Genomic DNA, 23,421 nt, shown 5'->3' on the forward strand with positions numbered 1-23,421 from the left:
GCGCGTGTTACCGCCTGTGACCGGCAGGCGGCGCCGCCTCCCGTGCAGAACTCCGGACACTTCGAGCCGTCCGCCGCGACACGCCGGTGATCGGCCGCGCGGCGGCGCATTCTTCCGGAGTTCTGCACGCGCGCCGGCCGAGACATCCGCCGATCCCGCATGTCAGACTGACCGCATGCGCTTCCTCATCCGCGTCGTCATCAACGCCTTCGCCATCTGGGTCGCGACCCTCATCCCGGTGCTGACCGTGACGGTGATCGCGTTCCCGCCGGGAGACACGCTGCAGTTCGTGCTCACGCTGCTGATCGTGGCGGCGATCTTCGCGATCGTGAACACGATCATCGGCACGATCATCAAGATCGTCGCCTTCCCGCTCTACATCCTCACGCTCGGCCTGATCTCACTGGTGATCAACGGCCTGCTGCTGTGGATCACCGCCTGGCTCACGCACTGGTGGAACTGGGGTCTGCGCGTCGAGTCGTTCTGGTGGGGCGTCGTGGCGGCGCTGCTGATCACCGTCATCAACTGGATCCTCGGCATCATCCTCCGCCCGCAGCGCCGGCGCTGAGCCCGGGCCTCGGGTCGCCCGGTTCGGCGACACTGACTCGGCGTTCATCTGTCGCCGTTGCACGCGGATGCTGCGACCGCCGTGCATCAGCGACAGATGAGCCGGAGCGGGGCGGGGCGCGGCGGGACGCAGCAGGGCGCGGCGGGGAGCAGCATCCGTCCGCCCTGTGGCCCGCCCGCGGACGACGAGCCCGGATCAGCCCTGCACGTGCGGCGGACGGTTCTGCCGCGGGCGCAGCCGCAGCCCGGGCAGGGCGGGGGCGGGCAGGCGCTGCAGGCCGCCCGGTCCGCCGAGCCCGACGTATCCCTCGACCCGGCCGAACCGGTCGCCCTCGTCCTGCCATTCCTGGCGGAACCGGGCGATCTCGTCCGAGTCGCGGCCGACGAAGTTCCACCACATCACGATGTCCTCGTCGAACGGTGCGCCGCCGATCAGCACGAGCCGCGCATCGGTCGTGCCCTCGTTGCGGATCCGCAGCCGGGCGCTGCCGATGCCGGTGTACCCGATCGTGGCGCGCGGCACGGGAACTCCCTCGAGCGTGATGTCCCCGGCATCCACCAGCACGCCGTGCTCGAATCCCGGGTCGACGTCCAGCACGAGCGTGGCGGCCGGCGCCAGGCGGATCTCGGCGCCCACCAGCGGAGAGTGCACGTCGACGGGGGATGCCGCACCCAGCAGGCTGCCCAGGAACACCAGCGCCGACCCGCCGTCGAAGGCCACCGGCTCGGGGGCGTAGTGCTCGAACACACGCCCGATGGCGTTGCGCACGGCGTCGGGCAGCGCGAGCCACAGCTGCACGCCGTGCAGAGTCGTGGTCTCGGCGGTGGAGACCTCGGAGTGGCAGATTCCGGTGCCGGCCGTCATCAGGTTCATCTCTCCGGGGAGCACCAGACCGACGTTGCCGCCCGAGTCGATGTGGTCGATCGCGCCCTCGAACAGCCAGCTCACGGTCTGCAGTCCGGTATGCGGGTGGGGCGCGACATCCATGCCGCCCGAGGTCGACACGTCGTCGGGGCCGTAGTGGTCCACGAAGCACCAGGCGCCGATCATCGAGCGCTGGCGCTGCGGGAGCGTGCGGCGCACGGTCATCGCGCGCGGGCCGCCGAGGGGAACCTCGCGCGATTCGATGATCTCGACCGGCGCGCCGTCGGCGCATGCCGATCGCGGCCCCGGCAGTCCCCCGTCGTGGGCGACGATCTCCTGCGGGTGCGCCTCGGTGTTGCTCATGGCCCCATCCTCGCCCGGGGACGCGCGGGCGGCAAGGATGCCGCGGCCGGCCGGATCGCTCGGGTCACTCCCCGTGCCGGAGGACGATCGCCGCCGGCATCCGGCGCACGACCCCGCGGAACAGCGGCTTGGTGAGGGATGCCGCCTCAGCGGCCGCGACGATGCGGGGCGCGTTCGTGACGATGTCGCGCCCCTTCCAGGTCAGGATCGCCCCTCCGGCTGCGACGACGTTGCGCGCCCAGTTCGTCTTCCGACCCCACGGCAGCCCGATGAGGATGACGCTCTCATCGACGACCGGCACGATGGCGACCGGATTCTCGTACACTGTGCCGCTGCGGCGCCCGCGGTGATGCATGACCGCCCACAGCGGGAACCACCGGCGCCCGGCGAGCGCCTTCGCGACCGGCGTGAACGCCCGCTGCGCCGACGGACGCCGGTTCTGCTCACTCATGCCTCCAGGATGCACCCGCGGCGGTTGGCGCGCACGGCCCCGCCTCACCGAGGCATCCGCCCCGGCCTACGCGCACGGCCCCGCCTCACCGAGGCATCCGCCCCGGCCCACCTCCCAGGGCGCCTTCATCTGTCGCTGTTGCACGAATATCCGCCGGGGAGTGTGCAACAGCGACAGATGAGGCGGCGTGAGCCGACCGGCGTCAGCCGACCGCCGACCGCCGTCAGGCGACGACGGCCGCCGGCACGGCCGCGGGCTGGACCGCATCGACCTGCCGGCCGACGAAGCGCTTCAGTGCGACCAGGAGCAGCGCGGTCACGATCGTCCCGGCGATCAGGGCGACCACAAACGGGATCGTGTGGGAACGCGGGGCGGTCTAGCATGCAGCTATGTCACTGGGGCGTGACCGACACCTGTCGCCGGGCTCGACCCCTGCCACTGCCTCTCCCTCTGTCCCTGCCGCTGAGACCGCGCTCGTCCTCGTCGGTCGCGCCCGCGAGCGGGACCAGCTGGCCGGGGCGCTCGCCGAGGCGGCGGGCGGGCGCGGCTGCTTCGTGCGGATCGTCGCCCCCCTGGGGATGGGGGCGACCGCACTGGCAGAGGATGCCATGGCCGCGGCCGCGGCATCCGGGTTCTGCGTCCTGTCCGTGCATGTCGACCCGGTGGATCGCGAACTGCCCTACGGTGCGCTCGCCCGGATCGTTTCCGCCTTTCTCCGGGAGCAGGAGCCGTCGGTGCGCACAGAGCTGACCCGAGGACTCAGCGCGCTGGCCGCCGTCGTTCCGGGCGTCGACGCGACTGCGACGCGGCCTCGGGGCGACCCGCGGTTCGAGGCCGCGCGGATCCTCGAGGACTTCGCACAGCTGCTGACCCGTCTGGCCGCGCCGACGCCGCTGGCCGTGCTGATCGACGACCTCCCACTGCTGGACCGGCAGAGTATGCGCCTCTGGGAATACGCGGCGCCGCTGCTGGCTGATCAGCCCGTTCTGGTGGTCGCCACCGCGCACCCGGGCGACGATCTGGCGGCCGTCGACGGACTCGGCGCCGCGTTCGAGCGGGACGGCTGGTTCGTGGCCGCGTGCACCCCCGACCCGCTGGACGACGAGGCGGCCGGGATGATCGTGGATGCCGCTGCCGGACGCCGCCTGCCCGTGGCGCTGCGCCGTCGGGTCGTCGCGCACTGCGCCGGGCGACCGCTGTTCCTCGCGGCGCTGGGCCGCGATCTCGCCGGGCGGGCGGCGTCCGATCCACAGGACCTGCCGCTGCCGGCGGACATCCATGCTCCGGTACGCGGCCGGCTCGCGGACCTCGACGAGCTGTCGCACCGCCTGGTGGACGCCCTCGCGATCGGTGGCCGGCTGTCCACCGATGCACTCGCGGTCGTGTCGCGACACGATCGCACCGACCTGGCCGATCCGCTGGCGGGGCTCATGGTCGCGGGTATGGTGCGGCAGGACGAAGCGGGGGCATGGATGCTGACGCACGGCATCCTGCGGGACGTCGCGGTGGCTGCGCTCCCACCGGTGCGGATCGCAGCGCTGCACGCCCGACTCGCTCATGCGCTGAGCGGCCCGCGCACCGATCCGGGGGACGGGCTCGGAGTCCGCGCCGTCGAGCCCGGGGCGGCCGCCGCACACGCGCTGGCCGGCATCGGCTTCCTCGATCCGGACGAGGCGGGCGGGCTGATCCTCGACGAGGCCGAGCGCCTGCAGCGCATCGGCGGGGTCGGCGCGGCGGTGCGGCTGCTCGAGCCGGCCGCGGCGCACGCGGACCGCATGCGGCCGGCCACGCGTGCGCGGCTGCACCTGGTCCGCGGACGCTGCCTGCACGAGACCGGCGACGACGAGGCGGCCTGCCTCGCCTGGGACCGCTCCGCCGCCGCCTATGAGGAGGCCGCCGACCCGATCGGCCAGGCGGCCGTGGCCCGGGACCGCGCGGAGGTCGATTGGGCGCACGGAGATGTGGCGGCCGCCCAGGCGCGACTGCGCGCGGCCGAGGCGCGACTCGACGGTCTGGAGCCCACCGAGACGCTCGCCGCGGTGCTGCACTCGCGCGCGGTGGCGGCCGTGCGCCTGGGCGAGAACGACGAGCTGCAGGCGATCGCCACCGCGCTGGACGGGGTCGCGGCCCACCTGGGCACGCGCGTCGCCGCCGGACGGGTCGAGCTCGTGCGCGCCGCCGGACTGCTGACCCACACGGATTTCGTCCGGGCGGAGAGTCTGGCCCAGCGTGCGCTCGACGACGCCGACGGCGACGAAGCGCTGCAGATCCGCGCGCACGATCAGCTCGCCGTCACCGCGGCCATCCAGGGAGACCTCGATCGGCTGCTCGCCCACAGCCGCGCCAGCCTGGAGCTCGCGCACGGGGTGCCCCTGATGGAGGGATGGCCGCTCAGCCGCATCGCGTTCGTCGAGCTGGCACACGGACGGCCCGACCGCGCCCTCCCCCTCACCGCGCGGATGGTCGAGATCGCGCTGCGGGCGCACGAGCCGCGGATCGTCCTTTCGGCGCTCAGCACGCACGCCCTCGCACTCGCACAGGCGGGGCGCCTCGCGCCGGCGCGCGCCGCCGTCGACGAAGCCCGGCGCGCGGCGGCATCGACCCTCGAATCCGACCGCAACGTCATCTCCACGCTCGAGCTCGCCGACATCGCGGTCACACTCGCCGAGGGGCGGCCGGCGGATGCCGTGGCCCGCGTCCACGTCCTCGGCCACCCCGCCGTCGGCTGGCAGCCGCTGATCGGCATTGTCCTGCTGGGGCGCGCGCACGCCGAGTCCGGGCATCCGGAGCATCTGTCCGGGCTCATCGATCGGGTCGCCGGCATCCGCTCGTGCCGCACCGTCCTGCCCACGACCGTGATCGCGTGGCTGCGCGGGCTGCAGCAGCTGCACCAGGGGCGGAGCGCGGGTGGCGTGGCGCGGCAGACCATCGCTCTGCTCGACGCCGCGGCCGACGGGTTCGACGACCTCGGCTACGTGACGCTGGCCGCCCGGTCTCGACGGATGGCCTCCGCCGTTCCCGACCGACGGGCGACGACCGCGGGCGCGCTGACCGTGGGCACCACCCCCTCGTCCGGACCGGCGCCGCCGGACGCGTCTGATTCGGCCGGTCCCGCGCTGAGCGCGCGTGAGCTCGACGTGGCACGGCTCGTCGCCGCCGGGATGACGAACGTTCAGATCGCGGATCGGCTCTCGATCAGCCCTCGCACGGTGTCCACGCACCTGGATCACGTGTACCGCCGGTTCGGGTTCCGGTCACGGGTGGGACTGACGCGGTACCTCGTCGACACCGGTCTTGCGGCCCCGACGTCCGCGCCGTCCGGCGGGTCCCGCACCAGCGATACGTAATTCTCCCGATGGCGGCGTCCGCCGGTGTAGGAGCACGATGCATCAAAGGATGCAGGGGAAGCAGAGGGGGCGACCGGATGCCCGAGATCGAGCGGGGCGGACGCGGCGGACGCGCAGCGGCGTCGGCCGTGGTGCACCCTTCGCTGTCGGACGTCCCGGTCGCGCCGCTGACCGTGCCGCTCGCCCAGGCCGCCCACTGGGGCCGCCGCGTGGTCGGGTCGAAGGCCGCGACCCTCGGCGCGCTGGCGAACGCGGGGTTCCCGGTGCCGGAGGGCACCGTGCTGACCACGGCCGCACTCGCCGGCGACGGCGCCGCGGCGGGTGACGAGATCGACGCTGAGATCGCCGCTATCGCCGCCGCGGCGCCGGAGCAGACGTTCGCCGTCCGCTCGTCTGCGGTCGCCGAGGACCGCGCCGACGGGTCGGCGGCCGGCCGGTTCCGCACCGTGCTGGGGGTGCGCGGTGCGACCGCGCTGCGCGACGCCGTCACCTGGTGCCGGGCCGGGGCGGCCACCCTCGGGATCGGCGGTCGCGGCGCTGCGGCGCGGATCGCGGTGCTCGTGCAGCGGCAGGTGGACGCGGATGCCGCGGGCGTGGCGTTCACCGCCGATCCGGTGACCGGTGACCGCGGACAGGTGGTGATCTCGGCCGTCGCGGGGATCGGCGACCCGGTCACGGCGGGCACCGCGGACCCCGACGAGTGGGCCGTCGCGGGGGAGGCGGCCCACGCCGTCCGCGTCCGACACGGGGTTCTCACGGCGGGTCAGGCGCAAAAGATCGCGGCGCTCGCCCGGCGGATCGAGCAGTTGGCGGGCCGGCCGCAGGACGTGGAGTGGGCGTTCGCCGACGGGCGCCTCGTCGTGCTGCAGGCGCGTCCGATCACCGCGCTGCCGACCCCTCCGGCGGCGTCGCTGCCGCCGCGACGCACGTGGGCGAAGGACCCCGAGCGCTACCCCGAGCCGTTCACCGCGCTGGGCGCGTCATTGGCGCCGGCGCTGATCGCGACCGGGCTGTCGGCGGCCTTCCACGAGGCGGGCGCATTGGCCGATCAGGTCGAGGTGCGGCAGATCGGCGGCGAGCTGTACGTATCGGTCGCGACGGCCGGCGCGCACCGGTCGGGGCCGCCGCCGTGGTGGGCGCTCGGCATCCTCGCCCGGGTGCAGCCGGACCTGCGCGCCACCTGCGCACGGGCACGGCGGATGCTTCGACCCGCTGCCCTGCGCGAGCGCAGAGAGCGGTGGCGGCGCGAACTTGGGCCAGCATGCGACGGCGCAGCCGAGCGTCTGCGGGCGGTCGACCTCGCCGTGCTCGACGAGACGGCGCTGGCGGCGCACCTCGACCGGGTCCGTGCCGAGGCCACGCGGGCGATGGCCGCGCACTTCGCCGTCATGGTGCCGGAGACGCTGCCCGTCTACCGGCTCGTCGTGCTGTGCCGCGATCTGCTCGGGTGGTCGACGAGCGATTCTCTCGCCCTGCTTGCGGGGTCGTCTCCGGCCAGCTCCGTACCCGCTCGCGAGTTGCATCGCCTTGCCGCGGCCGCTCCCGAGGCCGAGCGGACCGCCGTGACCGGATCCTGGCGCGAGATGCCCGGCGAGTTGGAACTGCTCGCCCCGCGCTTCGCGGCGGGGTTCGCCGCGTGGTGCGATCGATATGCCCTGCGTGGCATCAGTGACGACCCGGGCTCGCCCGTGCTGGCCGAGCGCCCTGCCCTGCTGGCGCGCCTCGTCCGCGACGCGTTCGCCGCGGCGTCCGGGGCGACCGCGTCCGAGGCGACAGGGTCGGAGGCGACAGGGTCGAATCGCAGCGAGGCGGTCGCCACGCAGGCGCTGACCCGCGCGCATCAGGAGATGACGGATGCCTCCCCCGGCGCCCGCGACCGGTTCGTCCGGATTCTGCACGACGCGCGGGACGCCTACGGCATGCGCGACGACGTCGCCGCCCGCACCGGATCGACCTTCGGCGGGCTGCTGCGCATCGCCGCGCTGGAGATCGGCACGCGGCTCGTGGAGCGCGACGCGCTGGGGCGCCGCGAGGATGCCGTCCACTTGACGTTCGACGATCTGAGGGCGGCGCTGATCGGCACGCTGACCGCGGACGAGATCTCCTCGCGGGTCGCCCGGGCGCAGGCCGAGCGAGCGTGGGTGCGCGTTCACCCCGGCCCGGCGCACGTCGGACCGGTTGCTCCGCTCCCGGACCTGCGCGGCCTGCCGACGGCGGCCCGCGAAGTGAATCGGGCCATCCTCTGGGTCCGTGATGCGGGCACCGGCAACGGGCTGCGCACAGACGACGGGCACCCCGGGGAGGAGGAGCTGCTGGCCCGCGGCATCCCGGCGTCCCCCGGCCGATGGACCGGCCCGGTGCGCCTCATCGCGGGCGAGGCCGACCTCGACCTCGTCGAGCCGGGGGATGTGCTGGTGTGCGCGACGGCCGATCCGGGGTGGGCTGTGCTGTTCGCGAGCGCCGGAGCCCTGATCGCCGATCACGCCGGACCGCTGTCGCACGCGGCGATCATCGCGCGCGAGAACGGCATCCCGGCCGTCGTCGGCACGGGGGCGGCGACGCGGATGCTGCACGACGGTCAGCGCGTGACCGTCGATGGATCGTCGGGGCGGATCATCGCCGCTCCGTCAACACAGAACGAGGCGATGGGGAACGAGGAGGTCTGATCATGATGACGACGACGAAGGAGCGGCCGGACGCCGCCGTGCAGTCGATGCCCGGCTGGCGGGTGCTGTTCGACCGGCTGGAGCTGATCGGCGCGGTCATCGGGATGGTGGCGTGCGCGCTGCAGGTGGCGTTCGCCGCCTACGGGTTCTGGGTGGGCACCGCCGCCACCGACGAGTCTGTGGCCCGTGCGGCGTTCGACATGCACGTGACCAACGGCACCGTGCTGTCCTATCTCGCCGTCGCGCTGCTGATCTGTGGACTGTTGGCACGGTCCGGCTGGAAGGGCTGGGTGATCCCGCTCGTGCTCGCGGTGCTGCTGTTCGCCGTGCAGGGACCGCTGGTGGGGCTCGGCTTCGGGGTCAGCCCATGGTTCGGCGCACTGCATGCCTTCAGTGGCATGTGCATCACGGGTGGGTTCGTGTGGCTGACCGTGGATCGATCACTGCACCCGCTGCGGACACACTGATCTCACACAGATCCCGCTCATAGCGGGTGTGCCTACCGTGGGGGGATGACCAAGCGCGTCCGGCGGGCGAAGGCGGGCCTGCTGGTGACCGCAGGCATTGTCGTGGCGGCCGGGGCGGCCGTCGCGATCGTCGGCCCGGCGTTCTACCGCGACGTCATCGTGGGTGCGCCCGATCCCACCCCGACCGTGACGGCCGGCGCGGCCGGCGGCGTGGCCGTCGCCGCCGCCGATGTCCAGGGCGACTGGCGGGTGGGCGAGGGGTCGTACGCGGGGTACCGGGTCGACGAGGTGCTCAACGGCACGGATGTCACGGTGGACGGGCGCACCGATCAGGTCACCGGAACCGTGACCGTCGCGGGCGAATCCGTGACCGCGGCATCCTTCACCGTCGACGTCGCCTCGATCACGACCGACCAGGGCAGTCGCGACTCGTACTTCCGCAGTACGGCGATGCAGGCATCCCGCCACCCGACCGCGACGTTCGAGCTGACCGCGCCGGTGGTCGCGGCGTCCGCCCCGCACCTGGGCGCCGCCCAGACGGTGACGGCGACCGGAGAGCTCACCCTGGTCGGGACCACCCGCACCGTCACGGTGACGATGGATGCCGTCTTCGACGGCGCGCGGGTCCAGCTGGCCGGCAGCATCCCGATCCGCTTCGCCGACTACGGCGTGCGGGCCCCGGACCTCGGCTTCGTGAAGGTCGAGGATTCCGGCTTCGTCGAGTTCTCCCTCACCCTCACCCGCTGACCCCTCCGCGAAATCGTACGATCTGGCCGAGTGCACATGAGTTTCGGCCGAGATTGATGTGCAGTGGGCGAATTGATGTGGTTTGGCGTGCGCGGGCGGGCACGCCCGGCGTACGCGGGCCGGCACTGGCCAGTGTGCGCGGCGCCACCGGCCATGCGCCGCGATGCGCTCAGGCCGACGCGCGGCGCCCGCCCCGCCGACCGCCCACCCCGCCGATCGGCCCACCCCGCGACTCCACCCCACGACCCCACCCACCCATTAGCCCCACTGATGGGCGACCCAAGTAATCCTCAGTCGACTTATCCTTCCGGCCTTGCGATGCTCGACAGGCACGACGCAAGGAAGCGGAGGAACAGCATGGGTCGCAGGATCACGGTCGCCGAGGCGGTGGGGCTCACCCTCGCCCGCCTCGGGGTGAGTCGCGTGTTCGGGGTCGTCGGCAGCGGCAACTTCCACATGACCAACGCCCTGCTCACCGGCGGGATGCCGTACACGGCCGCCCGGCACGAGATGGGTGCGACCTGCATGGCCGACGCGTACACGCGCACGACCGGCGAGGTCGCGGTGGTCAGCCTGCACCAGGGGTGCGGCCTGACCAACGCGATGACCGGCATCACCGAGGCGGCCAAGGCGCGCACCCCGATCGTGGTGCTCACCGGCGACACCCCCGGGCACGCCAAGACCTCGAACTTCTACATCGACCAGGACGAGGCGGTCGCCGCGCTCGGCGCCGCCGCGATGCGCGTGCACCGCCCCGAGACCGCCGTCGCCGACACCTATCGCGCGTACGTCCACGCGGTGAAGGACCGCCGCACGGTCGTGCTGTCGGTGCCCATCGACCTGCAGACCGCGCTCGTGGACTGGGACGAGGATGCCGTGCCCGCCGTGCCCGTCACGCAGGGCGCCGGAGCCGGCGGCGACGCGATCCGCGCCCTCGCCGATCTGCTCGCCGCGGCCGAGCGCCCGGTGCTGGTGGCCGGCCGCGGCGCCTGGCACGCGAAGGAGCAGATCGCCCGGATCGCCGGCCAGGTCGGCGCGCTGCTGACCACCTCGGCCGCCGCGCGCGGCCTCTTCCACGACGACCCGTGGCACATCGACGTGATGGGCGGCTTCGCCACCGACGGCGGCGCCGAGCTCATCGCCGGCGCCGACGTGCTCGTGGCCTTCGGCGCCAGCCTGAACCGCTGGACCACCCGCAACGGCACGCTGCTCAAGGACAAGACGATCGTCCAGATCGACGACACCCCGGACGCCCTCGGCAGCCACACGCGCATCGATCTCGGCGTCCGCGGCGACACCGCGGCCGTCGCCGCGGCGGTCGCCGACCTGCTCGCCGAGCGGGAGGTCCGCCGCACCGGCTACCGCACCCCGGAGGTCGAGGGCCGGCTCGCCCAGACCCTGCTGTGGCGCGACCAGCCGTTCGACGACCAGGGCGACGCCGACCGCATCGACCCGCGCACGTTCACCAACGCGGTCGACGCCATGGTCCCCCTCAACCGGGTCGTGGTGCCCGACGGCGGCAACTTCAACGGCTACCCCGGCGCCTACCTGCAGGTGCCGGACGTGCACGGCTACAGCGTCCCGCTCGCGTTCCAGTCCATCGGACTCGCCCTGGCCAGCGCCATCGGCGCGGGGCTTGCCCACCCCGACCGCATCCCGATCGCCGGCGTCGGCGACGGCGGCTTCATGATGAGCCACGTCGAGCTCGACACCGCCGTCCGCCTGCGGCTGGGCCTGCTCGTGCTCGTCTACAACGACAGCGCGTACGGCGCCGAGGTGCAGCACTTCAAGCACGTCACCGACGACCTCGACACGGTCCTGTTCCCCGAGACCGACATCGCCGCCGTCGCCCGCGGCTACGGCTGCGAAGCCATCACGGTCCGGTCGGCGGCCGACATCGCGCCGCTGCAGGACTGGCTGGACGGTCCGCGCGAGCGCCCGTTCGTGATCGACGCCAAGACGGCGGCCTTCCCGTCCTGGCTGCTCGGGCACTCGATGGACGAGAACTGACGCACATCCCCCGCACAACCAAGGAGTACAACGATGTCCTCACGCAGAACCCGCTTCACCCTCGCCGCCGCCGGGCTCGCGGCATCCGTCCTCGCCGTCACCGCGTGCGCGTCCGGGTCCGGCGGCGGGGCCGACCACACCGACGGCGAGCCCGTCGCCATCACCGTCGCCTCGCTGCCGACCGCCAACCTCGCCTCGGTCCAGCTCGGCCAGCAGCAGGGCTTCTTCACCGACGAGGGGCTGGATGTCACGATCCAGAACGTGCAGTCCGGCAGCGCGATGATCACCGGCGTGCTGGGCGGATCGTTCGACTTCATCGCCGCCGGCTACGTGCCGGTCTTCACCGCCCAGTCGCAGGGCCTGCCGCTGAAGTTCCTCGCGGGCAACGACACCGGCGCCGACACCCCCGACAAGGACTGGCAGATCGTGGTCGCCGGCAAGGACAGCGCGGTGAAGACCCCCGAGGACCTCGCCACCGCCACCGTCGCGGTCAACGCGCTCAAGGGCGTGGCCGAGGTGCAGGTGCGCGCCTCGCTGGAGAAGCAGGGCATCGACGACTCGAAGATGAAGCTCACCGAGATCCCGTTCCCCGAGATGCCGGTCGCGCTCTCGGAGGGGCGAGTGGATGCTGCGCTGGTGCCCGAGCCGTTCGTCACCGCCGTGCTGCAAGCCGGCGGCCACGTCGTGGACACCCCGTACGTCGTGATGGGCAAGCACTTCCCCAACGGCGCGTGGGAGACCTCGCAGCAGGTCATCGACCGCGACCCCGAGACGGTGGCCGCGTTCACCCGCGCCATCATCAAGTCGGTCGAGTACGCCCGGGACAACCCGGATGCCGTGCGCAAGATCATCCCGGAGTACACGTCGGTCAAGCCCGAGATGGCCGCCGCGATCCGGCTGCCGATCTTCAGCCCGGACCTGCCGATCGACCAGATGCAGGAGCTGATCGGCTACACGAAGAGCTACGGGGTCCTGGAGAAGGACCTGAACGCCGCCGACCTCATCTACACGCCGAAGTCGTAGGCCGCACGCCATCATGACGGTCCTGTCCCGACCCGCCCCGAGCGGACCGGCCACCCTGCTGCGACGAATGGGCAGGGGGGTCGGTGCGCTCGGCGGCGTGGTCGTCGTCCTCCTGCTGGCCGAGCTGGTGACCCGGCTCGAGATCCTGCCCAGCCGATTCCTGCCGCCGCCGTCGGTGGTCATCGTCACCCTGGTCGGCGAGCTCGGCACGCCCGAGGCGTGGTGGGCGATCCTGGACACCCTCCGCGGCTGGGCGATCGGGCTGGGGATCGCGATCGTGATCGCCGTGCCCCTCGGCCTGCTGCTCGGCTCGAGCGAGCTCGCGTACCGCGCGACCCGCCCGATCGTGGAGTTCCTGCGCCCGGTGCCGTCGGTCGCGCTCATCCCGCTGGTGTTCCTGCTGTTCGGCCGCAACCTCGGCGACGGCAAGATCTTCCTCGCCGCGTTCGCCGCGATCTGGCCGCTGCTGATCCAGACGATCTACGGGGTGCGCAATGTGCTGCCCACCCAGCTGGACACCGCGCGCTCGTTCCAGATCCGCCGCCGCGACGTCGCCCTGAAGGTGGTGCTGCCCAGCGCGGCGCCGTATCTGGCCACCGGCATCCGGATCGCCTCCACCGTGGCGCTGATCCTCGTGCTCACCGGCGAGATCGTGATCAACGCCGGCGGCATCGGCGAGCAGATCAACCTCGCCCGCGAGGGCAGCGCCGTGGATGTGATGTACGCGTACGTGGTCATGTCCGGCATCCTCGGGCTGCTGCTGAACGCCGCGTTCGCATGGCTCGAGAAGCGCGTGCTGAAGTGGCATCCATCGCATCGGAAGGTCGAGTCATGACCACGGCGCAGCGCGAGAAGGGAAGGGTCGCCACCCGCCGGGGCGGCTGGTACGTCGCGGCCGAGGTGCTCCTGCCGGTGCTGGTGGTGCTCGGCGTGCTCATCTTCACGAACACGGCCGGCAGCTTCTACTTCCCGCCGCTGCAGGACGTGCTGGTCGCGTTCCAGAAGAACTGGCTGTTCGCGCGGATCCCGGTCGATCTCGTGCCCTCGCTGGCCCGGCTGCTCAGCGGCTACCTCATCGCCGCTGTGCTCGGCGTGCTGCTGGGCGTCCTGCTCGGGCGCGTCGCCTGGCTGCGCCGCCAGGCCTCGCCGATCATCGAGTTCCTCCGGGCCATCCCGCCGCCGGCGCTGCTGCCGTTCACGATCGTCGCGATCGGCGTGGACTCGTCGGCCAAGGTCGCCCTGATCGCGTTCGTGTGCATCTGGCCGATCCTGCTGAACACGATGGACGGGATCGCCGGCATCGAGCCGACGATGGCCGAGACGGCGCGGGTCTATCACATCCGGGCATCCGACGATCTGCTGCACGTGCAGCTGCGGGCGGCGTCGCCGCAGATCTTCGCGGGCATGCGCACGGCGCTCCCGCTGGCGATCATCCTCATGGTGATCAGCGAGATGGTCGCCTCCACCGACGGGCTCGGGTACTTCGTCCTGCAGGCCCAACGCACGTTCGCCCTGGCGGACATGTGGTCCGGCATCCTGCTGCTGGGCATCCTCGGATACCTGCTGAACCTTGTGTTCACACTGATCGAACGCGGGGTGCTGGCCTGGCACCGCGGGGCGCGCGCTGCGGCGCGGTGAAAGGAACACGATGCTGACACTGAACGGCGTGAGCAAGCGCTACGGCGACGCGACGACGGGGATGCTGGCGGTCAGGGACCTCACGTTCCAGATCGGCGGCGGCGAGATCGTGACGATCGTGGGGCCCTCCGGATGCGGGAAGACCACCGTGCTGAAGCTGATGGCCGGGCTGCTGGCGCCGACCGCCGGGACGATCGAGGTGGACGGGCATCCCGTCGCCGGGCCGCCCGAGCAGATCGCGCTGGTCTTCCAGGACTACGCCAACTCGCTGTACCCGTGGATGACGGTGGCCGACAACGTGGCGTTCCCGCTGCGACGGATGAAGCTGAGCCGGGCGGCGCGGCGCGAGCGCGTAGCGCACGCGCTGGAGTCGGTGGGGCTGGGCGCGTCGCCCGACCGGTACCCGTGGCAGCTGTCCGGCGGGATGCAGCAGCGTGTGGCGATCGCGCGCGGGCTGGCGTACCAGCCCGAGATCCTGCTGATGGACGAGCCGTTCGGGGCGCTGGACGCCCAGACCCGCGCCGACCTGGAAGACCTGGTGATGAAGGTGCGGGACGACTTCGACGTGACGATCGTGTTCGTCACGCACGACATCGACGAGTCCATCTACCTGGCCGATCGGGTGCTGGTGATGGGCGCGCGCCCGACCTTCATCGAGGAGGACGTGGCGGTGACGCTGCCCAAGCCGCGCGACCAGCTGGCGACCAAGCAGCTGCCCGAGTTCGGCGAGCTGCGGGCCCACATCTACCGCAACATCAAGGCGTCCAGCCAGCTGATGGCCAAGACGGGGGCGGTCCCCACGTCGTGATCGGGCGGGACGGCCAGTATGGGGTCATGGACCTCAACCTGCTGCGGACCTTCATGGCGGTCTACGAAGCGCGCAGCCTGACCGGAGCGGCATCCGCTCTGCACGTGACGCAGTCGGCGGTGAGCCAGGCGATGAGTCGGCTGCGACGGGATGTCGCGGACGAGCTGTTCTACCGGTCCGGGCGCGAGATGCTCCCGACGCCGTACGCCCAGGAGCTGTTCCCGGTGATCCGGGATGCGCTGGGCCGGATCGAGAACGCGGTCTCGGCGCAGGCGTTCGACCCGGCGACCTCGAGCCGGCGCTTCCGCATCGCGCTGTCCGAGCTCGGCGAGATGCACTGGCTGGCCTCGATCGTGGAGCGGGTCAGCGCGGCCGGATCCGGGATGGGCGTGGACGTCATCCAGCTCGATCCCGCCGGAATGGCCGACACGCTCGCCCGCGGGGTGGTGGATGTCGCGATCAACTCGGCGGTCGTCCCGGGCCGGTTCCAGACCTGGACGCTGAAGCACGAGCCGTACGTCGTGCTGATGGCGGCATCCAACCCCCTCGCCTCGGGCGAGCTCGACCTGGCCGCATATCGGGGTGCGTCGCACGCCGTGGTGACCGGGGAATCCGGGCACTCGAACATCGAGCGGGCCGTGGACGCGCTGGGCGGGGCGCGCGAGCCGGTCGCGGTGATGAACCACTTCACGGCGCTGCCGCCGATGCTGTGCGCGACGGACCTGGTCGCCACGATGCCGTACAGCCTGGCCGTGCGGTGGGCGCGCGAGTGGCCGCTGGTGATGCGCGACCTGCCGTTCCCGTTCGAGCCGGTGCAGGTGCGGCTGTACACCCGGTCCGCGCATCAGGAGGCCAGCTCGCTGCTGTGGTTCCGCGACATCGTGCTGGCCGCGACCGAGGCTGAGTCGGGCTTCACCCCGGTGCCGGCCGACCCCGCCTGACCCGCCCGCCCTGCCTGTCTTCTCCCGCCCCGCCCGGCCCCGCCCGGCCCCGCGTCGCGTGGCCCCGCGTGGCCCCGCGTGGTGTGTTCTTCGGGATCGTACGATTTGGCCGAGTGCACATGAATTTCGGCCGAGAATGATGTGCAGTGGGCGAATTGATGTTCAGTCGCGCGCGTTTGCCAAGGCCCCGGGCCCCGTCTCCCGGCGGCTTCGGCCCCCGCGCCCGCGGCCCCATCTCTCCAGCCCCGCGCCCGCGGCCCCATCTCTCCAGCCCCGCGCCCGCGGCCCCATCTCTCCAGCCCCGCGCCCGCGGCCCCGCCCCGGGCGCGGCGGCCAAGGCCCGCGGCCCGGCGGCCGCGCCCCGCGTCTCCCCCGCTCAGTTCAAGGCGTCGATCGGGTCGTATCCGCTGCCGTTGAACCGCTCGAGGATCACCGACGAGATCGCCGGCTCGCCGTCGATCGTGGTGTCGACCTCGGCGCCGTCGAGCATGAGCGGCGTCTGGTATCCCTTGATCGACCGCAGCTGGGTCATGAACTCGGCGCGCGTGGGCTCGGACATCTGCTGGAACGTCTTGTCGAGGATCGCGGCAGCCATGTACCCCCACATGCAGTGCGGGAACTCGGGGATCTCGGGCTGCTTCGTGTACTTCGCCAGGTCGGCGACGAACTTCTTCACATCCGCGTCGTCCGCGTAGGCGGGGTCGTCGGGGGTCTTGTGGTACCCGATCGTGTAGACGTTGGGGAAGGCATCCGCCCCCGCCGGCTTCAGGATCGGTGCGACGCCGGACGTGTTCGACGGCAGGAACCAGTCCGGCAGCCACCCCAGCGTCTGCGCCTTCTTCATCGCCGAGACCGTCAGGTGCGGCTGCGAGACGGCGTTGAAGATGACGTCGGCCCGGGTCGCGGCGAGCGTCGTGATCTGGGTGTCGAGCGAGAGGTCGGGCACCTCGTAGGTGAGTTGCTTGGTGATGGTGATGTTCGGAGCATCCTTGACCGCCTCGGTGAACCCGGTGAGGTAGTCCTTGCCGTAGTCGTCGTTCTGCGACAGCACGGCCACCTTGTGCGTGCCCGAGGCGACGAGCATCTCGCCGAAGGCCCGGCCCTCCTCCACGTAGGTGGGGAACGCGTCCAGCTGCATCGGCGACTTCTCGCGGTCACTGAACAGGGGGTCTCCGGTGCCGGTGAGCACCTGGGGCACGCCGTCGGCGATCGCCGCCTCGCGGAACGCGCGGTTGGTGGGAGTGCCCAGCCCGATCGCGATGGCGAACGCCGTGCCCTTCAGCTGGTCGTAGTTGGCTTTGGCCTTCTGCGGGTCGTACGCATCGTCCAGGGCGACGACCTTCACCTCGCGGGTCTCGCCGTCCCCGAACGTCACGCCGCCGTCGGCGTTCTTCGCGCCGAAGTAGGCGATGGCGCCGTCGGCCGTGCAGGTGCCGGGGCCGGCTACCGGGCCGCTCAGCGGCGAGCTGATCCCGATGGTCACCGCGGTGTCGGTGATGCCGGGGGAGGATGCCGCGTCCCCGCGCCCGCCGCCGTCGGTGCGGGCGCACCCGGCGAGGGCGAGGCCGACGACGGATGCCACGGCCACCGCGCCGAGGATGCCCCGCGCGCGGCGGTGCCTGTTGTTGTGGTGCAGGTTCATCGTTCGTTCCTCTCCGATGATGCAAACGGGATGCCGGGGTTCGGGATGCCGGGGCTCCAGACGGGCGGCGGCGCGGCATCCTGCAGGGCGATGCCTAGCGCGAGCACGTCGATGTCGGCGTCGGGTGCGCCGATCAGGCTCACCCCGACCGGCAGACCGGAGCGGGAGCCGATGCCGGCGGGCAGGGCCACGACGGGGAAGCCGGTCACGTTCCAGGTGGCGGTGAACATCGTGAGCGGGTCGGTGCCCCCGGCGGGCCTTCCGGCGTCGTACCCGCTGCCCCGTGCCGGCGCCGTCACGGCGCTCGTCGGCTCGAGCAGCGCGTCGATCCGGTGCTCGCGGAACCAGACATCCCACCGCGCGGTCACCGCGCGGCGCCGGGCCTGCGCGCCCAGGTACGCGTCCACGGGCAGGGGTGCGGCATCCGGGTCGATGAACGCGCGCACCGACGCCCGGTAGCGGTCCCCGCGGGCGCGGTATCGCGCGTGGTGGGCGCGGGCCTCGGCGATGAGGATCGTGTCGTAATCAGCGGACGACAGGTCGTCGGGGGCGGCCAGCTCGACGATCTCGGCGCCGAGAGCCCGCGCGAGGTCGCACAGCCGGTCGTAGCCGTCGCGCACGTCGGGGTCGACCTCGTCCCGGTCGGCACGGGGCGTGATCGCGATGCGCCGCCCGGTGAGGTCTCCGCGCGACTCACCAGTTGATCCGCCCTGCGGATCAACTGGTGAGTGCAGCGGAAAGGGCGGTCGACCGAAGACTCCCCAGGGGTCGCGGGTGGCGGGGGCCGCCGAGAGCACCGGCAGAAGCACAGCACAGTCGGCGAGCGTGCGCGCGAGGGGCCCGACATGGTCGAGCGTGGCCGCCAGCGGGATCACGCCATCCATCGACACCCGGCCGAACGTGGGCTTGAACGACGAGACGCCGCACAGAGCGGCGGGGATGCGCACCGATCCGGCGGTGTCGGTGCCGAGAGCGGCGGGCACCATCCCGGCCGCCACCGCAGCGGCCGAGCCCCCGCTGGATCCCCCGGCGGAGTGCGCGAGGTTCCAGGGGTTGCCGACCTGATCGGTCGTGCCGCCGGCGGCGAACTCGTGCGTGTGCGTGTGTCCGGCGTACACCGCCCCGGCAGCGGCGAGGGCCGCCCAGGGGGCGCTGTCGACGTCGGCGACGGATCCCTCCAGCACGCGGCTGGAGGCGGTGAGCGGCTGACCGGCGACGGCGAAGAGGTCCTTCACCGCGATCGGGATACCGCACAGCGGCGAAGCGTCTCCGTCGGCGATCCGCCGGTCGGCGTCGGCGGCGTGGCGCAGGGTCGCGTCCGCGTCGAGGTGGGCCCAGGCGTTGATCGCCTCGGGCGCACCGTCGTACGTCGGGTCGCCGCCGTTGCGGGCGGCGATCCGCTCGAGCATCGTCTCGGCCAGCCGGGTGGCGGTGAGCTCACCCGTGCGAAGACGGGTACTCAGGACGTCGATGCCCGCCAGCGGCAGGTCGGTGTCGATATGCGCCATACCGCACACCATACGAACGGCTGTGCCTCGGCGGCGTCGAAGTGAGAGGAATGCCGCGCGTTCCTCGCAGATGCGGGGCCGGCGACCGCACCGCGCGCTCAGCGCGTGAGGACGGCGTGGGCCAGGTGCTGCGCGTCGATCCGCGGAGCGCAGAACCCGTTGATCAGCGTGGTGAGCTTCGGAACGCGGCGTCCCGCGTCGCGGATGCCGCCGACGAGATCGACGAGGTCCATCGGGTCGGCCCACGACACCACATGGCCGGCGGCGGATGCTGTGGCCCACAGCGCCTCGAAGCGCTGGGCGAACTCCCGCCGGACGGGGAGGATGGCGACCGGGGTCTGACCCACGTCGACGCCGGCCGCGGCGATGAATTCGCTGTCATCGGTCACCATCAGCGAGAACCGGTCGAGGGTCGTGACGATGTCGATGAGGGCCCGCTCGGGTCTGCCCGAGCCTGCGGCCCACCCCGCCGCGCGCCGCCAGCGGTCGACCGACACCTCGTCGATGAGCGCCTGCTTGCTGCCGAAGTGCCGGTAGACGCTGGCCGGGCTGACTCCAGCACGGTCGGCGATGCCGTCGACGCTGATCCGGGCCGTGCCGGTCTCGCTCATCAGCTGCCAGACCGCGCGCAGCACCATCGCGCGGGTGCGGCGCGCATCATCACGGAGCATGCCTCTCACCTCGTCATGACAGGTTCGGGATCGGCGCCGCCACGGTGCGGGATGCGGCGGAGCAGAGTATCGCCGAGTCTAGCCGCGAACCCGCTCGCCGCGGCCGCGTCCCGCCCCGCGCACGGCCGCGTCACGCCCCGGGCGCGGCCCCCTCGAAGAGCGCGAGAAGGCCGGCGTCGCGGGTGTAGACGGGGATCCGGGCGATCGGCGCGGCCGCGGTGATCGTCTGCCCGCCCGCGTGCCGGTGCCCGGTCCAGACGTCGATCCACTCGCCGGCCGGCAGGTACACGTCGCGCTCCTCGACCCCGGGCGCGAGCACCGGCGCGACGAGGATGTCGTCCCCCAGCAGCCACTCGATATCCGCGCGCCACACCTCGGGGTCGTCCGGCCACTCGAAGAACAGCGGACGCATGAGCGGTCGATCGGTCGCGATGCTCTCGGCGGCCGCCGCCGTCAGGTACGGCACGAGCCGCTCACGCAGCTGCGCGTACGCACGGAAGACGGGGAGCACCCGGGCGTCTCCGGTGCGTTCGGCGATGTTCCACGGCGTGCGGTCGCGCGACGGTGTGCGGTGGTGGTTGAACTCCGAGTGGTACTGCATGATCGGGACGAACGCAGCCGCCTGCGTCGCGCGCAGATACAGCTCGGCCGACGGGATCTCGCCCGAGAAGCCGGCTATGTCCCAGCCCCAGTACACGATTCCGGATGCTGCGGCCGACAGGCCGGCGTTCATCGACCAGCGGAACGCCTCCCAGGTGGAGTTCTCGTCGCCGGCCCAGAACGCGCCGTGCGCCTGCGATCCGCTGAACCCGGCACGGCTGAACGTCACCGGCGCCTTGCCCGCCGACTGCAGGAGCTGCCCGTACGCCGCCGCGTACGCCACCGGGAACAGGTTGTTCTTCTCGTCGCCGCGCCGCCCGTCGAGGTAGACGAGCTCGGCGCCCCAGGCGTGCTCGCCGCCGTCGGTCTTGAAGCCGTCGATGCCGATCTCGTCCACGAGGTAGCGGCGCTTCTCAGTCCACCACCGCGCCGCGCGCTCGTCGGTAAGGTCGGGCATGAGCGCGAGCGGGAACCACCATCCGCGGTTGCGGTAGGGGCGGGTTCCGCCGCGCGGGGCGGGCTCTCGGATCACGACGCCGTCACGCACGGCGGCCGCAGCATCCGCCGCGAGCTGCCCGGTGGGATGAGGACGCATCTTGATCAGCGGGATCTGCCAGAGATGAAGACGGATGCCGCGGTCATGGAGTTCGTCGGTCATGCCCTTCGGATCCGGCCAGGCACCTTCGGACGGGAAGTCGAAGTCGGCCAGGCGGTGCGGCGCCCCGTCCGCCGACACCTCGTATCGGGCATCGCGGAACGCGGTGAAGGTGGCCTCGTCGCTCCACGCCTCGATCACGACCGACCCGACCGGGATGTCGTGCGCGGCGTGCAGGTCCATCTGCCGGATGACCTCGGCCTGCGTGTTCCATTCGTTGCCGCTGGCCCAGAGCCGGAACACCCACGCCGGCAGCTCGGTCGCACGACCGACGCCGTCGAGGAAGCCGCGCAGGACGTCGACGGGAGCGCCGTCGAACAGCCGCAGTGCGATGGTGCCCTCGGCGCCGGTCTCGGCCTCGATGAGGATGCGGCGGCGATCCGTCTCGCCGACGTCGAACCAGACGCGGCGCGATGTGTCGACGTGGAACCCCCACCCGGCGCCGCCGACGACGTGGGCGAACGGCATCGGCAGGTAGGTCTTGCGTTCGGCGCCCTGGCTCTTGTACTGCTCGAAGACGACCGCGTCGAGGCTGCCGCCCGCCTGATCGACGGCGTCGAACCGTTCACCGAATCCGGCCACGTGCTCGGCGGCCTCCAGCGGCAGCGCGAACCGCACCCGCCAGGCGCGCTGCCCGTCATGGAGCACCTCGGTCGAGCCGGGGAGCACCCGCGCGCGGCCGCTCTGGGTCACGGCATCCTCTGCCGGCACCCACTGCGCCGCCCGGAACTCGAACCAGCGGGTGCGCTCGGTGCGGCCGTCGGCATGCGTCGCCGTGAACCGGTAGCGATAGCGTCCGCCGGTGCGCAGCGTCGCGGTCCGTGCCTGCCAGCCGCCGGTCGCGCGGGCCAGCCGGCTCGCGGCGGAGGCGAGGTGCCCGCCGTCGCTGACCCGGCCGCGCGAGGTCGTGGCGACCCGTTCCAGCGTGAGCTCCTCGATGGCGCCGGCACCGCCGTCATCCGGCTGCCACTCGATCGTGCACACCGCCGACTCCACCGTGGCGTCGGCGCGCAGGCCCAGGGCGGCGGTCTGGCCGACCAGCGGCACGATCGGCCACCGCTGCTCGGTGTCGACGGAGTACGGATGCCCCGACCCGGACGGACGGTGACGGATCATCGGGCGGCTCCTTCCGTGGTCGCCGCGGCGGCGGCTGGCTCCACATCGACCGACACAACATCGACCGGCACCGCGTCAATCGGCACGGCGTCGACCAGCTCCACACCGACCGACACAGCGTCAGGCACGACCTCGACCGGCAAAGCCGCGACCGGCGCAATCCGCCCGAGCGCGAGACCGAGACGCAGGAACATCGCGTGGCTCCACAGCAGGGGCGTCGCCACCGTCCCCCAGCGCTGGATCCACTCCTCGCGCATGCCGGGGGCGATGAGGTGGCGGGATGTCTGTTCGGGCAGATCCAGGTCGGGGGTCGCGGCGGCCGCCGCCCACTCCAGGAGCTCGCCCGCGCGGCTGCGGTCGCCCGCGGCGAGGTGGGCCAGACCGAGGAAGCAGGACAGCAGCGGCCACTGCCCGCCGCCGAAGAACGTGTCGCCGAGGTAGCGGTGCACGCCGCCGTCGACGGTCAGATGCGCCTCGAGCACGCCGATGGTGCGGCGGGCGAGGTCGGAGGCCGGATCGATGAACCCGAGCGGGGCGATCGCGGCGGCCAGGCTGCCGTCCACGGCGGTGCTGCCGATCCACTTGATGAGGTGGCCGTCGCGCGTGCCCTGCGTGGCGACGAGGCGCCGGATCGCGGTGGTCTCGGCGCGGATGCTGCCGGCCCGGTCCGCGTCGACGAAGCCGGCGACCGCATCCAGGCCGGCGGCGATGCACGCGAGGGTGGACACGTGCACGTGTTGCGCGTGCTCCTCCCACCAGTCGTAGCAGGGGCGCTCCCACGAGACGAGCAGATAGTCGACGGTGAGCTCCACCGCGGCGCGGTAGGGCGCGGCATCCAGCCCGTATCGCGTGAGGTGCTCGGCGAGCGCCCAGATCCAGGTGCCGTACCCGTCGAGCTGGAAGTCCCACCACTCGTCGGTGCCGTCCGCGCCGCTGAAGGTGAAGCGGGCGGGGAGCATGTGCTCGGCCGGCGGGCGTCGACCCGCGCGGGACTCGTCCACGATCCAGCGGATCGCGTCCGTGCGGCGCTCGATGACATCGGCGCACCAGCCGAAGAACCGGGTGGCCGAGCCCTGTTCGCCCGCGGCCGACATCGCGTCCGCGATGAAGGCGCCGTCGCGCAGCCAGCTGTAGCCGACGTACGCCGAGAACGTGGGGCTCGCCGGGAACGCGCCTTCGGGCGTCTGCAGTGCGCCGATGAGCTGCCGGCTGCGTTCGGCGAGCGCGGCGATGTCGGGCCCGTCAGGCTCGCCGTCAGTCCCGAGGCGGAGCGGAGGGATGTCGTTCACAAGGCTTCTTTCGAGGGAGGGGCCGTGTCCGCGGGAATCGGATGCCG

Annotated in this window: 19 protein-coding genes; 11 read left to right on the forward strand and 8 right to left on the reverse strand. The window is 72.4% G+C overall.

Annotated features, from left to right (window positions below):
• The first annotated feature begins 175 nt into the window (after window positions 1-175).
• Window positions 176-568 carry a phage holin family protein gene (locus AC0L6F_RS09965; RefSeq protein ID WP_259613016.1) on the forward strand — a complete coding sequence of 131 codons (393 nt, stop codon included), beginning with the start codon at window positions 176-178 and terminating at the stop codon, window positions 566-568.
• Between the two features lie 195 nt (window positions 569-763).
• Here AC0L6F_RS09965 and AC0L6F_RS09970 read toward each other — a convergent pair whose 3' ends face one another.
• The 3 genes from AC0L6F_RS09970 to AC0L6F_RS09980 all read right to left on the reverse strand — a co-directional run bounded on the left by AC0L6F_RS09970 (window position 764) and on the right by AC0L6F_RS09980 (window position 2,592).
• Entirely contained in the window at window positions 764-1,795 is a 1,032-nt protein-coding gene (locus AC0L6F_RS09970) for a pirin family protein (RefSeq protein WP_473537764.1), read from the reverse strand.
• A gap of 64 nt (window positions 1,796-1,859) precedes the next feature.
• Window positions 1,860-2,246, reverse strand: a complete 387-nt coding sequence (locus AC0L6F_RS09975) for a nitroreductase family deazaflavin-dependent oxidoreductase (protein WP_473537766.1) — start codon at window positions 2,244-2,246, stop codon at window positions 1,860-1,862.
• A 223-nt stretch (window positions 2,247-2,469) separates the two neighbouring features.
• Entirely contained in the window at window positions 2,470-2,592 is a 123-nt protein-coding gene (locus tag AC0L6F_RS09980; protein WP_473537767.1) for a hypothetical protein, read from the reverse strand.
• Window positions 2,593-2,635: 43 nt separating this feature from the next.
• Here AC0L6F_RS09980 and AC0L6F_RS09985 point away from each other — a divergent pair, with 43 nt between their 5' ends.
• The 10 genes from AC0L6F_RS09985 (at window position 2,636) to AC0L6F_RS10030 (ending at window position 15,893) form a co-directional block, all read left to right on the forward strand.
• Window positions 2,636-5,593 carry a helix-turn-helix transcriptional regulator gene (locus AC0L6F_RS09985; RefSeq protein ID WP_473537768.1) on the forward strand — a complete coding sequence of 986 codons (2,958 nt, stop codon included), beginning with the start codon at window positions 2,636-2,638 and terminating at the stop codon, window positions 5,591-5,593.
• A gap of 77 nt (window positions 5,594-5,670) precedes the next feature.
• Complete coding sequence (locus AC0L6F_RS09990; RefSeq protein ID WP_473537769.1) at window positions 5,671-8,259, forward strand: PEP/pyruvate-binding domain-containing protein; 2,589 nt, start codon at window positions 5,671-5,673, stop codon at window positions 8,257-8,259.
• Between the two features lie 2 nt (window positions 8,260-8,261).
• Window positions 8,262-8,726 (forward strand): hypothetical protein, encoded by a 465-nt coding sequence (locus AC0L6F_RS09995; RefSeq protein ID WP_473537770.1) that lies wholly within the window; start codon window positions 8,262-8,264, stop codon window positions 8,724-8,726.
• A 45-nt stretch (window positions 8,727-8,771) separates the two neighbouring features.
• A complete protein-coding gene (locus tag AC0L6F_RS10000; protein WP_473537771.1) occupies window positions 8,772-9,473 on the forward strand; it encodes a YceI family protein in 702 nt (233 codons plus the stop codon).
• Window positions 9,474-9,830: 357 nt separating this feature from the next.
• Window positions 9,831-11,483 (forward strand): thiamine pyrophosphate-binding protein, encoded by a 1,653-nt coding sequence (locus AC0L6F_RS10005; protein WP_473537772.1) that lies wholly within the window; start codon window positions 9,831-9,833, stop codon window positions 11,481-11,483.
• 33 nt (window positions 11,484-11,516) lie between these two features.
• A complete protein-coding gene (locus AC0L6F_RS10010; protein WP_473537773.1) occupies window positions 11,517-12,506 on the forward strand; it encodes an ABC transporter substrate-binding protein in 990 nt (329 codons plus the stop codon).
• A 13-nt stretch (window positions 12,507-12,519) separates the two neighbouring features.
• Window positions 12,520-13,341, forward strand: coding sequence for an ABC transporter permease (locus tag AC0L6F_RS10015; protein WP_473537775.1), 822 nt, complete (start codon window positions 12,520-12,522; stop codon window positions 13,339-13,341).
• Window positions 13,338-14,144, forward strand: coding sequence for an ABC transporter permease (locus AC0L6F_RS10020; protein ID WP_354002970.1), 807 nt, complete (start codon window positions 13,338-13,340; stop codon window positions 14,142-14,144). Before AC0L6F_RS10015 ends, AC0L6F_RS10020 begins: the two co-directional genes overlap by 4 nt.
• A 10-nt stretch (window positions 14,145-14,154) precedes the next feature.
• Complete coding sequence (locus tag AC0L6F_RS10025) at window positions 14,155-14,952, forward strand: ABC transporter ATP-binding protein (protein ID WP_274636451.1); 798 nt, start codon at window positions 14,155-14,157, stop codon at window positions 14,950-14,952.
• 26 nt (window positions 14,953-14,978) lie between these two features.
• Window positions 14,979-15,893 carry a LysR family transcriptional regulator gene (locus AC0L6F_RS10030; protein ID WP_473537777.1) on the forward strand — a complete coding sequence of 305 codons (915 nt, stop codon included), beginning with the start codon at window positions 14,979-14,981 and terminating at the stop codon, window positions 15,891-15,893.
• Between the two features lie 376 nt (window positions 15,894-16,269).
• Here the strand turns inward: AC0L6F_RS10030 and AC0L6F_RS10035 are convergent, their stop codons facing one another.
• The 5 genes from AC0L6F_RS10035 to AC0L6F_RS10055 form a co-directional block, all read right to left on the reverse strand.
• Window positions 16,270-17,535 carry an ABC transporter substrate-binding protein gene (locus AC0L6F_RS10035; protein ID WP_473537779.1) on the reverse strand — a complete coding sequence of 422 codons (1,266 nt, stop codon included), beginning with the start codon at window positions 17,533-17,535 and terminating at the stop codon, window positions 16,270-16,272.
• Window positions 17,532-19,043: an amidase gene (locus tag AC0L6F_RS10040; protein WP_473537780.1), complete on the reverse strand. Its 1,512-nt coding sequence runs from the start codon at window positions 19,041-19,043 to the stop codon at window positions 17,532-17,534. The genes AC0L6F_RS10035 and AC0L6F_RS10040 overlap by 4 nt, the downstream gene beginning before the upstream one ends.
• Before the next feature lie 98 nt (window positions 19,044-19,141).
• On the reverse strand, window positions 19,142-19,714 hold the full coding sequence (locus tag AC0L6F_RS10045; protein WP_473537782.1) for a TetR/AcrR family transcriptional regulator: 573 nt from the start codon (window positions 19,712-19,714) through the stop codon (window positions 19,142-19,144).
• 130 nt (window positions 19,715-19,844) lie between these two features.
• On the reverse strand, window positions 19,845-22,085 hold the full coding sequence (locus AC0L6F_RS10050; RefSeq protein ID WP_473537784.1) for a glycoside hydrolase family 31 protein: 2,241 nt from the start codon (window positions 22,083-22,085) through the stop codon (window positions 19,845-19,847).
• Complete coding sequence (locus AC0L6F_RS10055; RefSeq protein ID WP_473537786.1) at window positions 22,082-23,374, reverse strand: glycoside hydrolase family 15 protein; 1,293 nt, start codon at window positions 23,372-23,374, stop codon at window positions 22,082-22,084. Before AC0L6F_RS10055 ends, AC0L6F_RS10050 begins: the two co-directional genes overlap by 4 nt.
• Window positions 23,375-23,421: the final 47 nt, after the last annotated feature.

The sequence above is a fragment of the Microbacterium sp. G2-16M genome, assembly GCF_055809115.1.